Below are 13,840 nucleotides of genomic sequence, written 5' to 3'. Positions count from 1 at the left end.
CCGGCTGCAAAGCAGTCGCGAAATCAGAAGGCGCGGTCCTTCAGGAAGATCTCGTATTCAGGTTTTACGACTGCTGCGCAGCCGGACGCAGGCTTCGCCAGCTGCTACATGGAGCGTGTTCTGCGGCGCTCTACTAACTATGCACCGCATCTCTATTGCTACCTGCTGATCTGCTTGAGCGCTCTATAACGCCCAAGGAATGGCACGATGAAACGAAAGCAAGCTTCACACTCCGCGGCCCCGCAACATCCCGATAGCCACTATCAACACCTGAAAAACGCGATCCCCGATTGGCTAGGCCAGGCCTCACCGGCCCGCCACCAAGCCTTGAAGAGCGCTCAACCTCTGCTCACCGATCGGCTCAAGGCCGTGCCAGCCGAACATCACCAGCAAATGAAGGCGCTCAATGCTGCACACTGGAGCGCACAAAATGAGGTCGACCAACAACTGGCGCACTTGCAAGACGCCAACGCCTTCGCCGAACCGTTGCTCAAAGCGGCGTTAAAAAGCCGCTTCGGTCTGGACCTGGACGTCAGAACCACCTTTATTCAACTTTACGTACCCGCGACCGTCCCCTGGTTTCCAATCAAGACCGGTGCCCGTGCCTGGACGGTGTCGTTGCTGGACGCTGCGCTGCATAACTTCGAAGCGCACGAAGCCGAAGATGACGCCTATGAAGCCCACTCGACCTTTATTACCGCCCCCACCGAAACATGCCAGTTCGACACCCTGCCCGCCATCAAGCAAAAAATCAGCATCCCGACGTTCATCCGACTGTGCAGGGAGCTGGACATCGGCGCCCAATACGCAAGCCATCTCAACGAAAATCTGGGCATCGGCGAACCGGTCGCCGCCGCGGTCTTGCAACTCAAAGTCACCGAGAGTCAAAAAGCCGCAATGAAGGCAGCCCTGCAATGGGCGCGAATGAACGGTGATATCAGCGAAGAGTGTTTGCGCCTGATTGGCGGGCAGCTCGATGAATTGCAAGGTATGCGCATCGATGGGCAGGCATTGCTGTGCCAGGAACTGAGGATGCTGTCCGCCAGCCTCACCGGCATCATGGTATTTGCCCCCGACCTTGAACAGAGTCGGCAGACAACTCGTGTGGTGGTGTATGTGCCGGATGACCCCGAGCACCCGTTCAAGGAATACGCCTCGTCGAAAGAGATGATCGTCGAGCTGATCCGCCAGTTGCGCTCGAAGGACTACCAAACGTTTTTCAGCCGCTTCGTCGACCACGAGAAACGCGGTATTTTCTTCGCCAACCTGAATCATCGCCTGAGCAAAATAGCCTGGCATGAGCCCATTCCAGGTAGCGGCCTGCCCGCCTGGCAGGAAACGCCCATCGACATTCCGAACCTGCAGTTTGCGATCACGCCGATCGACACGACACTCTGGCAACACCTCTATCAATCAAAACTGAACAAGATCCTCAACGACGGCCGGGTCATTGCAGTCTCGACAGCAAGCGCCGATCAGAAATCGCGTTGGGCGCTGTGGGATTCATTCGTCGCCATCGCGTCCGGCATTCTCCAGACCGTCGCGCTCATCGTGGCGCCGTTTGTGCCGGTTCTGGGTGAGGCGATGATGGCCTACATGGCCTATCAATTACTCGACGAGACCTTCGAGTGGATCATCGATTGGGCAGAGGGCCTGACCAGCGAAGCCTTTGAACACTTTATGAATGTCTTGGAATCGTTGGTTGAGCTGGGCATCTTTGCGGCAGGTGGCGCCATTGGCGCGGGCGAGTTGCGCAAAGTCCTTCCCAAAGAGGTGGTGGCATTCATCGATCGGTTCAAATTGGTCGAACGCCCCGACGGGAAAAACCGCTATTGGAAACCCGACCTTGCGAACTACGAACAAAAAACCCTTCCCGCACCGGATGCACTGCCTGACAAACTGGGACTGTACCCGCATCAGCAAAAACAATTGCTGCCTGTCGAAGGGGCGCACTACGCCGTAAGCGAAGGCCCTGTCGCCGGCCAATATCGCATCGACCATCCGAGCCGGGCCGACGCCTATAAACCGGTGTTGCGGCATAACGGCGAAGGCGCATGGCACACTGAACTTGAGCAACCGCTGGAATGGGACACCGCCACCGCCTTGCGACGCATAGGCCCGGCTGTCGACGGGTTTTCTCCCGCCCGGCGCGAGCAGATCCTCAATGTCAGCGGCTGCACCGAAGATGCACTGCGCAAAATGCACGTCAACCAGGAGCCTCTTCCTCCACTGCTGGCCGATAGCATCAAGCGCTTTCGGATCGATCAGGACTTGGAGCAATTCATCGAACAATTGGACAGCGAGGTGCCGGAACAGTACCTCAAGGCCGATCCCCTGACTCAACTGCAACTTCTGGCAGAGCATGACCGCTGGCCGCCCCGAAAAAGGCTGCGTTGGGTGGATGAAAACGGTGACATTGCCTGGACGTCTTCGAACGATGAAACCCTGCCCCTGACAGTCCTTCGCCAGGACAAATTGTTAAAAGGCGACCCGCTAAAAACGTTGCTGCAATCCTTTGACGAAGGTGACGTCAAAAGCCTCTTGGGAGAAGAGCCCAACGGCCCTGAGCTCGCGCTGGAAGTGCGAGCACGAGCGCTGCGCAAACAATTGGTGAACGTTGCGCGACAACGACGAACGTCAATGTTCGAATCCCGCTACGCAGCGCTGGAGTCAACCGACGACCCTCTGGCACATAAACTGGCGCAACACGATCCCCAACTGCCTGCCAGCCTCACCCGGGAGCTGATCAACACCGCCTCGACTACAGAACTTCTGCAGATCAACGAAGGCGTGCTGCCCGAACGCCAGCAAACGCTGATGCAACTGGCGAACCAGGAAGTGCGCGTCACCCGCGCCTTTGAAGGGCTTGAGTTGGACTCCCTCAATAACCCGGATACCGACACCCTCGCCTTGCATAGTCTTCAACGTCTGCCCGGCTGGAGCGGCGAGGTACGCATCGAGCTTCGCGACGGTGATTACGAGGGACAGATGCTCGATAGCACCGGCCGGGCAGACGCTCCCGAACAGAAAGTGCTGGTTCGACAGCCCAATGGAAAATGGCAACCCTACAACGATCGAGGTGAGGCCTTAAGTTCATCCGCCGATTTTTACACCAGCATCCTGCAAGCCCTGCCCGATTCAGAGCGTCGCGCGCTGGACATTCATGTGGGTCAAGGCACCAGGCTCAAAGACGCCATTCGCGCGCGACCCATGGAGCGCAGCGAACTTCGCGTGGCGATATCGCCCCGGCCCATACCCGTCCCGGTCGTGGACACCCTGCGTCTGGTGGGTACGGATGGATATCCAAGGATCGTCAATTCACCAGGTCTCACCTTGCAAGAGCGCGCAAGAGAGATATATCCGGGGCATTCCCCCGAAGAAATCCAGACACTGATTGCAGAACTGCAGAACCACCCTGCCGGTGTTCGCGCAGAACTTTCGCGCCTCAATAGCGAATACACCCGACTCGCCTACGATTTGCACCGTTGGGCCAACGACATACCGGACAATGACCCCATCACCGGACTTGCGTTGACACCAGCCCAACGCCAGATCGTCCTGCGCAATCGCGCGAATTTCAAGGACGCCATTGAGCGATGCTGGCGCAAGGAAACCCGCACACCGACTGGCCATGTATTGCAAGTCGAGGGGCCGCTGTTCGGTGACTTCCCGGTATTGAATGCCGACCTCAGCCACGTTTCCACGCTGTCGGTAGCCGGTGGGTCCAGCCCTGCAACCCTGGAGTCGTTTCTGCAGAGTTTCCCTCGGTTGCAGCATCTGCGTATCGAGCACTTCCCCCTGCCGAACCTGCCAAGCGCGATCCGATCGATGCCGACACTGCGCCAATTGATCGTACGCAATAGCGGCATCACGCTCTCCGCCACTGATCAGCAAACGCTGGCGGCCTTGCGTGAACTTTCGCTGCTGGATCTACAGGGCAATCCGCTGGCGTTGACTCCCAATATCCACACCCTGCCCTCGTTGCGCTATTTGGACCTGAGCCACACAGGCATTACCGCGCCTCCCGCCAGGCTGATGGATCACCCTCAGCTCACCAGGGGCTTGTTTACTGACAACCAGATTAGCGAGCTCCCCCCTGAACTCTTCACCCTTGATTCGGACCTCGCCGACGGGTTTGACTTCGGGAACAACCCGCTCACTTCCGCCATGCGTGAGCGCGTGAAGATTTACTACGCCCGCACCGCAAAACATTTCGGGATTCTTCCCGAACAGGCGGACATAGATCGAGTGATCGCCCTGTTTCCGGATCGTGATATCGGCCATGCGACTGATTTGCTCTATCGCATGCCCGGCACCCTGGCTCAGGGTCGAGCACGACTCACCGAATGGGAGGCCGAAATCACCCGTTTGACTAGCGACCTTTCGCGCTGGAGTGCCGATGTTCCGCAGCGCCACCCTGGCACCGGTAACCCGCTTAACCTTAATGAAACCATTTCCGAGCAGATCGCCAGAGAAACCTTCAGCCAACAACTGCAACAGTTCTGGCGCAACAGACTGGTCAACCATCCGGACCGCTTTAAATCGAATCTGAATTTCATGGGCGACATGCCGGTACTCACGGCTGACTTCAGCCACGTCCAAAGCTTGACCCTGACAGGCAACACCAATGTCAGCGCAACCACACCATTGCTGCAGAGTTTTTCCGGCCTGCGCAGTCTGAATATGAAAAATTTTTCCCTGGAACAGATACCCCAGGCGATCACGCGGATGCCGGAGCTTGAGACCCTGACTCTGGAAAACTGCGGCGTAGTACTGAATGCCGAGAGCCAGGCAGCATTGGCCTCCCTGCAAAAACTGGAAGTACTGGACCTGTCTCATAACCCGTTGGGAACGCCCCCCGATCTGACAACACTACCCAAACAACTGACGCATCTGGACCTGTCCCATACCGGCATTAGCGACATTCCCGTCGGGCTGGCCGAACATCCCCCGCAGTCCGCTATTTTCAATAACAACCTGCTGTCGGAATTGCCGCAAACGCTGTTCAATCTTCCACCCAATCACCTCGATGGCTTTGATTTCTCCGACAACCCGCTTTCGCTGGCAAGCCGGGAACGGATCAAAAACCTCTTCCGTTGGACCGGACAGGACTTGTGCGTATGGGCTGACAAGGCCGATATCGATCTGGCGCGAGAGTTGTTCCCTGCCCTGGACGCACAAGACGCCAGCGATATGATTTATGACTTGCCCGGCACACTGGAAGATGGGCGGATCCAGCTCAGGCATTGGAAAGCCGAGTTCACTCAATTGCATAACGATCTCACCGCCTGGGCACGCGATGTGTCGCCGTATGATCCGCTCACCGGACAACCGCGCGATGCCAACCAAATGTATGCCGACTACGTCTCCAGGACCGAGTTCCAACAAGCGCTGGAGCGCTTCTGGCGTCGCCGCTCAGATTCAACTCGCGCACGCGAAACGGTATTGGAGGCGAACCTGACCTTCTCGGGGGATATGCCCCGGCTTACAACGGATTTTCGCCATGTTTCCAGCGTGACCTTGAACGGCAATGCCACGATCGGTGACCCCCACTCATTCCTTGAGCTGTTCCCGAATGTGCACACCCTCCAGCTGTACAACTTCTCACTCAATCAAGTACCTGCAGCCATCACCCGCATGCCGGGGCTCAAGGCATTGACGCTGCGCAGCTGCCAGATGCCTCTCACGACTGAGGGCCAGGCGATGCTTTCGTCGCTCGGCAACCTCGAGTCGCTGGATCTGAGCGGCAATCCGCTGGGGAGCTTGCCTGACCTGAGCGCCCTGCGTTTATTGAACGATCTGCGATTGTCCAATACCGGCATTGCCAGCCTGCCGCATGGATTCACCACGCTTGAACATTTGAGTTGCGCCTTGCTGGACGGAAACCTGATTTCCCATCTCCCCGACACGCTCTTCAGTCTTGACGCGGACTTCATCGAGCAACTCGATCTAGCCAACAACCCGTTGTCCGAATCCAGCCGTAACAAGATCAAAACCCACTATTCCGAGAGCAACTCCGACTTCCTCGTACTCGCCGATCAGAACGATATCAATCGGTTACAAGCCTTGTTTCCACAACTTGACACTGAAGATGCCAGTCACGTCATCTACAAACTGCCAGGGTCGCTGGAAGACGGTCGCACTCAATTGACGCAATGGGAGGGGGAAGTTGCCCGTTTGACTCACGATCTCAGTGCCTGGGCCGATGACGTTCCAGCGCAACACCCCACGACCGCCCAACCGCTGAGCGACATGGAGCTGACAGCTGAACGTAACGCCAGAAATACGTTTGCCGACAACCTCGTGCAATTCTGGCGAGAGAGGGAAATCGAGAAACCGGAACAGAGAGCGCAGACGTTCACAGCGGACCTGAGCTTTATCGGTGAAATGCCCGAACTGACCGCAGACTTCAGCCATGTCAGTGAACTGTCCCTTAATGGCAACAGTGCCTTGGGAACCTCTGCCAGCTTTCTTGAGTGTTTTACCGGCCTGCAGCATCTGGAAATGCGCGACATCAACCTGGGTCGCGTACCGCAGGCGATCTCTCGTATGCCTTCGCTGCAAAGACTGGTATTGAGCCGATGCGGCGTAGTGCTGGACGCCGAGGGGCAGGCAGCGCTTGCTTCAAGCCCCCATCTGAGCCAGCTGGATCTGTTTGACAATCCACTGCAGCGTGTCCCGGATCTGGCCAGCCTTCCGACACTGAGGTTCATTGATCTTTCCAGTACGGGCATTGATCGCGTCCCCCCGGGCTTGCTCAACCATCCACTCCTTGAAACCGCCATACTGAGTCATAACCAGATCACTGAACTGCCCGAAGAACTTTTCAACCTGCCCGCCGAGGCCAGCGACGGTTTTGACTTCAGCCACAACCCACTGTCCACGCCGACCCGCGAGCGGATAAAAATCTACTTCCGCCAGACGGACGATGAATTTGGCGTTCAGGCGCCCCTGGCTGACATCGATCAAACCATTGAGCTCTATCCTGAACTGGACGTAGAGCAGGCGAGCAAATTCATCTATCGCCTGCCAGGCACTCTGGCCGATGGCCGCACTGAACTGGCGCGCAAGAAAGCCGAACTCACCGACTTGATCAGTGACCTGGAGGTATGGACGACGAATATTCCCGACCACCCCATCACCGGCCAACCCTTGAGCGGCGAAGAGTTGCTGCAGGAGCAACTCAAAAGAAGAACCTTCAAGGAAAACCTCGAGCTTTGCTGGCGCCGGGCACCCACAGAAAACGCCTCAACCCGTGATTTCTCTTTCACATCCAACCTTTCAATCACGGGTGATCTGCCCGTGCTGACAGCCGATTTCGGGCATGTCCTGGAGCTTTTCCTGACGACCACCGGGGACATTGCGCCAAGTGCGAGCACATTTCTGGAGTACTTCCCCAACCTGACCAGCCTGGGTATGCGGGGTTACCAACTTGACGACATTCCCCAGGCGGTCTTCAAGATGAACAGCTTGACCGCGTTGAGCCTGCCGGAATGCCGCATCACGCTGTCGCGCAACAGTCGCGATGCGCTGGCCGGCATGAGCAATCTCGACACCCTCGACCTCAGCGGCAACCCGCTGCGCCGCACGCCTGAGCTGCGCAACTTGCAGCAATTGAGCATGTTGAACCTGAGCAACACCGGGATCAGGGATGTGCCCAAGGGATTGTTCGATATTCCCAACCTGACACAGGTCGATCTTTCCGGTAACGCCATCACCGAGATGCCGTCCGAACTGATGGAAGCCAATCCCGACCTCACCATGGACTACGACTTCAGCGGTAACCCGTTTACCGCACAGAGCCTGCAGCGTATTGCCGCTTATTTTCATGAAACGGGAAATACGTTGGGTATCGACGCTGTGGCAGGCATGCCGAGGCCTGGCAACCTGCCGCCTGACGTAGAGATGGAGAGCTGACAGAGCGCTTGAACGTACAAGGCCATGGAAGCGATTCCATGGCCTTTTTCATTGCAATCAACCGCGTTCGGACGGCACCGAAGACAATTCGAACGGGCTGCTGCTACGCCGCTGGTTGCGATCTTCCCGCGGCGTGGCGCCGAAGAAGTTGCGGTAGGCGCTGGAGAAGTGCGGCCCCGAAGAGAAGCCACAAGACAGGCCGATCTGGATGATCGACTTGCTGGTCTGCATCAGCATCTGCCGGGCCTTGTTCAGGCGCAACTCCAGGTAGTACTGGCTCGGCACACGATTGAGGTATTGCTTGAAGATCCGCTCCAACTGGCGACGGGACACGCACACATGCTGGGCGATTTCGTCGGTGGTCAGCGGCTCTTCGATGTTGGCCTCCATCAACAGCACGGCTTGAGTCAGCTTCGGATGACTGGAGCCCAGGCGATTCTGCAACGGAATGCGCTGACGCTCGCCACCTTCACGAATACGCTCGACCACCAATTCTTCCGACACCGCACCGGCCAGTTCCGCGCCGTGATCGCGGGCCAATACCGCCAGCAGCAGATCCAGCACCGACATGCCGCCACAAGCGGTCAGGCGATCGCGGTCCCAGTCGAACAGATGGCTGGTGGCGATGACCTTGGGAAAACGCTCGGCGAAATCGTCCTGCCAGCGCCAATGCACCGCGGCGCGATAACCGTCGAGCAAGCCCAGTTGTGCCAGCGGATAGACGCCGGCAGACAACCCGCCGATCACACAACCGGCACGCACCAGTTGCTTGAGCGCACTGCTGAGCGCCGGCGTCATGGTGGTCGGCGGCTCGTCGGCGAGCAGGAACAGTTTCTGGAAATTCTCGAGCTTGCCGGTCCAGGCCTCGCCCGGCAGTTGCCAGGCGCCGTCGACCGGAGCCTCGGCTTGCAGGAAGGACAGTTCGTAAACCACTTCCGGATGCACACGCTGGGCAACACGCAAGGCCTCCTCAGCCAGCGCAAGCGTCAGGGCTTTAGTGCTGGGCCAAATCAGGAAACCAATTCGATGGGCAGTCATGGCGGGCAATCCGAAACGATGAACAGTGGTGAAGGCGATGGGCCAATGCTAGCCCGTAAATGAACGCAAATCTCAAAACTGGCGCAGATCTACTGTAGGAGCTGTCGAGTGAAACGAGGCTGCGATCTTTTGACTTTTACAAGCAAGATCAAAAGATCGCAGCCTTCGGCAGCTCCTACAGGGGGCCGGCCTTGAGATCGCGAAGCATGCACCATCTGGGTGCACAAAGCAGCCCTGATTACTTGAGGCTACCCGAAAGGAATTGCTGCAGACGCTCCGATTGCGGGTTGACCAGCACTTCGCGCGGGTTGCCGCTTTCTTCGACCACGCCTTTGTGCAGGAACACCAGCTGGTTCGACACTTCACGGGCGAAGCCCATTTCGTGGGTCACCACCACCATGGTCCGGCCTTCCTGAGCCAGGGCCTGCATCACTTTGAGCACGTCGCCCACCAGCTCCGGGTCCAGCGCCGAGGTCGGTTCGTCGAACAGCATCACCTCCGGCTCCATGGCCAGGGCACGGGCAATCGCCACGCGCTGCTGCTCACCACCGGACATGTGCCCAGGGTAAGCGTCCTTGCGATGGGCCACACCGACCTTGTTCAGGTACAGCTCAGCCTTCTCGCGGGCTTCAGCCTTGGACACGCCCAGCACGTGAACCGGCGCTTCCATGATGTTTTCCATCGCGGTCATGTGCGACCACAGATTGAAATGCTGGAACACCATCGACAGGCGCGAACGCATGCGTTGCAGCTGTTTCGGGTCGGCGGCCTTGAGCCCGCCGTCCTTGTTCGCCACCAGTTTCAGCTCTTCGTTGTTGAGCAGGATCTTGCCCGCGTGCGGCTGCTCCAGCAGGTTGATGCAGCGCAGGAAGGTACTTTTGCCGGAGCCACTGGAGCCGATGATGCTGATCACATCGCCAGCTGCCGCTTTCAGGGACACGCCCTTGAGCACTTCGTGACTGCCATAGCGTTTATGCAGGTCTTGGACTTCAAGTTTGTACATGCGGTCGGTTCTCACAAAAAGCAGTCAGTCAGTCGTTGAGCAAGCGCCCGTGACGCAGCGCTTCGCGCCCCGCCACCTTGGCCAGCCAGAAACCGGGTTGGGCGTAACGCAGCCGTTCAATGGCAAACAGCACCCCGGACGTACCAGCACACACCGTGCTGACCCGATCCGCCAGCGGATCGATCACTTCAAAAATCTCATCGCCTGCCTCGATCCACTCGCCGGGCTGACGCAGGTAACTGATCACGCCCGGGTGCGGCGCGAACAGCAATTCGGTGCCTTCGAACGGCATGCCTTCGCAAGCTTCTTGCGCAGGTTTTGGCCACTCGCCGCTGATCAATCCTTGCTCGGCCAGGAACGCCAGGATGCCTTCGGCATAAGCTTCGGTCTCGTTACGACCGGTATCGGCCTGACCGCCCAACTCAAGGGTGGTGGCCAGACACGCCAGTGGAATCTGCGCATCCGGGAACAGACGCGACAGGCGCAGCCACGGCAGCGAGCAGGCTTCGTCGAAGGAGCTGCCGCCGGAATCTTCCGCCAGCAAGCCCACTTTCACGTCCAGGTGCGCAGCCAGCGAACGCCACTGCGGCCAGTGCTGCGGCAGCGCGTACATGTGCAGCGCCGCTTCGGCATCGCAATGCAGGTCGAGCACCACGTCGGCGGTGCAGGCGTGGCTCAGCAGGATGCGCTGCATGCCCTGCAGCTGACTGCTGGCCGGTGGCAGTGCAGCCAGATGCTCGCTCATGGCCTGGCGGATCAAGCGGATGTTGGCGTGCGGATCGTCACCCAGATGCCCGTCGAGCTGCGCGGCCACCGGGGCGCTCAGTTCAACGAAATCACGGTTGAAGTTCTTGCCGCTGCCCGCCTCGAAACGCCCTTGATGATTGCCCTGCAGCAATTGACCCAGCCCCAGTGGATTGGCCACCGGCACCAGTTCAATCACGCCGTTGAGCAAGCCCTGGGCTTCGAGTTCGGCCAGACGCTGTTTCAGCGCCCAGGCGGTGCGCATGCCCGGCAGTTCATCGGCGTGCAGGCTGGCCTGGATATAGGCCTTGCGCTCGCCACTACCAAAGCGGAACACCGAAATATGGCGTTCGCTGCCCAGATGGCTCCACGGCAATGCGTGATCGATACGTTCCATATCAGTGCTTCCGCGGGGCCAGGTAGCCCAGCCAGCGGCGCTCGGCCAGCTTGAACAGCTTCACCAGAATGAAGGTCAGGCACAGGTAGAACACGCCGGCGGTGATGTACGCCTCGAACGGCAGGTAGAACTGGGCGTTGACCGTGCGCGCGGCGCCGGTGATGTCGATCAGGGTCACGATGGACGCAAGACTGGTGGTCTGCAGCATCATGATCACTTCGTTGCTGTACTGCGGCAGCGCCCGACGCAGGGCCGACGGCAGCAGGATGCGCTTGTACATCTTGAAGCGCGACATACCCATGGCCTTGGCCGCTTCGATCTCGCCGTTGGGCGTGGCACGCAGGCTGCCGGCGATGATTTCGGCGGTGTAGGCGCTGGTGTTGATCGCAAAGGCCAGGCACGCGCAGAAGGTCGCGCTGGACAGCCACGGCCAGAGGAAGCTTTCGCGTACGGTTTCGAATTGCGCCAGACCGTAGTAGATCAAGAACAGCTGCACCAGCATCGGCGTGCCGCGGATCACGTAGGTGTATACCCACGCGGTCATGTTGACCACAGCGTTTTTCGAGACGCGCATCAAGCCCAGCGGCAACGCACACAGCAGGCCGAAGAACAGCGACAGCGCGAGCAGTTTGAGGGTGGTGACCAGGCCGCCGAGGTACAGCGGCAAGGCCTCCCAGATGACGTTGTAGTCGAAGATCATAGCTCAGCCGCCCTTACGCCTACCGAGTAGCGCTTCTCGAGTTGACGCAATGCCAGCAACGAAACACTGGTGATCACCAGGTACAGCGCCGCCACTGCGAGGAAGAAGGTGAATGGCTCGCGGGTGGCGTCGGCCGCCTGCTTGGCCTTGAACATCATGTCTTGCAGACCCACCACCGAAATCAGCGCGGTGGCCTTGGTCAGTACCAGCCAGTTGTTGGTGAAACCCGGGATCGCCAGACGGATCATCTGCGGAACCATTACCCGGAAGAACACCTGGAACCGGCTCATGCCGTACGCCATGCCCGCTTCGGCCTGGCCCTTGGGAATCGCCATGAACGCGCCGCGGAAGGTTTCCGACAGGTACGCACCGAAGATGAAGCCCAGGGTGCCGATGCCGGCGGCCAGCGGGTTCAAGTCGATGTATTCGTCATAGCCGAGCATCGGCGCGACACGGTTGAGCAGGTCCTGACCGCCGTAGAAGATCAGCAGGATCAGCACCAGGTCGGGAATACCGCGAATCACGGTGGAATACAGATCGCCCAGCCAGGCCAGCCAGCGAACCGGCGACAGACGCAGTGCCACGCCGATCAGGCCCAGCACGATGGCCAGGGCCATGGACGACAAGGCGAGCTGAAGCGTCAGCCAAACGCCATCGAGGATGACAGCCCCGTAGCCTTTCAACATGATTCAGGTCCTCGAAAGTTGGGATGAAAAAATGGCGCAAACCTCAGTGATCCTGCTGCTTGCGCCATTTCGGACTTGTCGCCGGAGCGTGTTACTTGCCGTAGATATCGAAGGCGAAGTACTTGTCCTGGATTTGCTTGTACTTGCCGTTTTCGCGGATGGCCGCGATGGCAGCGTTGAGCTTGTCCAGCTCGGCCTTGTCGCCTTTACGCACGGCGATACCTACGCCGTCGCCGAAGTATTTGACGTCGGTGAAGGCCGGGCCCACGAACGCGAAGCCTTTGCCGGCGTCGGTTTTCAGGAAGCCGTCTTCCAGCAGCGTAGCGTCTGCCACGGTGCCATCGAGGCGGCCAGCGGCCACGTCCAGGTAAATTTCGTTCTGCGAGCCGTATGGCTTGATCTCGGCGCCCAGTGGAGCCAGGACTTCGCGGGCGAAACGCTCGTGGATCGAACCACGCTGCACGCCGATGTTCTTGCCCTTGAGCTCAGTCAGGCCTTCGCTGACCTGAGTGCCCTGCTTCATGACCAGGCGGGCCGGGGTGTTGTAGTACTTGTTGGTGAAGTCCACGGACTTCTTGCGATCTTCAGTGATCGACATGGACGACAGGATCGCGTCGATCTTGCGCACCTTCAGTGCCGGGATCAGGCCGTCGAACTCTTGCTCGACCCACACGCACTTGACCTTCATCTCTTCGCACAGGGCGTTGCCGATGTCGTAGTCGAAACCGACGATGCTGCCGTCCGGTGCCTTGGAGGCGAATGGAGGGTAGGCCGCTTCGATACCGATTTTCAGAGGTTTTTCATCAGCGAAGGTTGGCAGCGACAGCACGGACAGTGCCAGGGCGCCAAGCAGCACGAGTTTCTTCATCTTGGGACTCCATCGGTAATGGGCTAAAACGGCAGAGTGAGCGAGAGCCCAATATGCGAATGAGTGGAACCGGAAATTGGTTGCTCCGTCCTGGGAAGCCTGTGCGTTTTTTAAACACAGACAACGACGAGCGAGTGATCGGCATTCTAACGACAGGCCCGAGGCCGATATTTCTTCAATGCGACAACTAGTTACAGAAGCATCGAGAAAGCCGCTTGAGCGCGTTGACAGCCCTGCAAAATCATGCAAAGGCAAAAGAGGGTAAACCGATCTATGTAGCAAATAGCGGGCCTATTATTGGCAAACCCTTCTAATCCGGCAAGCTTGGCGTGGGGTGTTATTTTTTTGGGGCGCTTTTGTGGCCCACTGGTGCCTTATCGCGTTTCCCTATGCCCCGGGCGGGTGTGGAGCGGTTACACATTCAATAAAACGAAAAATCACGGGTAACAGTAGGAAAGGTCCCACAAGGCTCTCGATAATTATTGGC

At 58.5% G+C, this 13,840-nt stretch carries 7 protein-coding genes; 1 reads left to right on the top strand and 6 read right to left on the bottom strand.

Annotation, left to right across the window (positions count from 1 at the left end):
* The first annotated feature begins 207 nt into the window (after nt 1-207).
* Entirely contained in the window at nt 208-7,917 is a 7,710-nt protein-coding gene (locus tag HNO86_RS24825) for a dermonecrotic toxin domain-containing protein (protein WP_175379563.1), read from the top strand.
* Between the two features lie 57 nt (nt 7,918-7,974).
* Here HNO86_RS24825 and argR read toward each other — a convergent pair whose 3' ends face one another.
* The 6 genes from argR to HNO86_RS24795 all read right to left on the bottom strand — a co-directional run bounded on the left by argR (nt 7,975) and on the right by HNO86_RS24795 (nt 13,353).
* The gene (gene argR / locus HNO86_RS24820; RefSeq protein WP_175379562.1) at nt 7,975-8,955 is read right to left on the bottom strand and encodes a transcriptional regulator ArgR; all 981 of its coding nucleotides are present in this window, start codon (nt 8,953-8,955) and stop codon (nt 7,975-7,977) included.
* Between the two features lie 238 nt (nt 8,956-9,193).
* Nucleotides 9,194-9,958, bottom strand: a complete 765-nt coding sequence (locus HNO86_RS24815; protein WP_175379561.1) for an ABC transporter ATP-binding protein — start codon at nt 9,956-9,958, stop codon at nt 9,194-9,196.
* 28 nt (nt 9,959-9,986) lie between these two features.
* Entirely contained in the window at nt 9,987-11,099 is a 1,113-nt protein-coding gene (locus tag HNO86_RS24810; RefSeq protein WP_175379560.1) for a M14 family metallopeptidase, read from the bottom strand.
* A gap of 1 nt (nt 11,100) precedes the next feature.
* The gene (locus HNO86_RS24805; protein WP_175379559.1) at nt 11,101-11,799 is read right to left on the bottom strand and encodes an ABC transporter permease; all 699 of its coding nucleotides are present in this window, start codon (nt 11,797-11,799) and stop codon (nt 11,101-11,103) included.
* Nucleotides 11,796-12,485, bottom strand: coding sequence for an ABC transporter permease (locus tag HNO86_RS24800; protein ID WP_175379558.1), 690 nt, complete (start codon nt 12,483-12,485; stop codon nt 11,796-11,798). The genes HNO86_RS24805 and HNO86_RS24800 overlap by 4 nt, the downstream gene beginning before the upstream one ends.
* A gap of 91 nt (nt 12,486-12,576) precedes the next feature.
* Complete coding sequence (locus tag HNO86_RS24795) at nt 12,577-13,353, bottom strand: ABC transporter substrate-binding protein (protein WP_175379557.1); 777 nt, start codon at nt 13,351-13,353, stop codon at nt 12,577-12,579.
* Nucleotides 13,354-13,840 lie beyond the last annotated feature (487 nt).

Source organism: Pseudomonas sp. C1C7 (genome assembly GCF_013359595.1).
Classification (GTDB): Bacteria; Pseudomonadota; Gammaproteobacteria; order Pseudomonadales; family Pseudomonadaceae; genus Aquipseudomonas.
Note: the sequence above shows the minus strand (reverse complement) of the source record. Positions and strands in the feature narration are given on the sequence as shown.

Coding starts and splice junctions, on each gene's coding strand:
- HNO86_RS24805 (WP_175379559.1), bottom strand. CDS start 11,799: ATGATCTTCGACTACAACGTCATCTGGGAGGCCTTGCCGCTGTACCTC.
- HNO86_RS24825 (WP_175379563.1), top strand. CDS start 208: ATGAAACGAAAGCAAGCTTCACACTCCGCGGCCCCGCAACATCCCGAT.
- HNO86_RS24810 (WP_175379560.1), bottom strand. CDS start 11,099: ATGGAACGTATCGATCACGCATTGCCGTGGAGCCATCTGGGCAGCGAA.
- argR (WP_175379562.1), bottom strand. CDS start 8,955: ATGACTGCCCATCGAATTGGTTTCCTGATTTGGCCCAGCACTAAAGCC.
- HNO86_RS24815 (WP_175379561.1), bottom strand. CDS start 9,958: ATGTACAAACTTGAAGTCCAAGACCTGCATAAACGCTATGGCAGTCAC.
- HNO86_RS24795 (WP_175379557.1), bottom strand. CDS start 13,353: ATGAAGAAACTCGTGCTGCTTGGCGCCCTGGCACTGTCCGTGCTGTCG.
- HNO86_RS24800 (WP_175379558.1), bottom strand. CDS start 12,485: ATGTTGAAAGGCTACGGGGCTGTCATCCTCGATGGCGTTTGGCTGACG.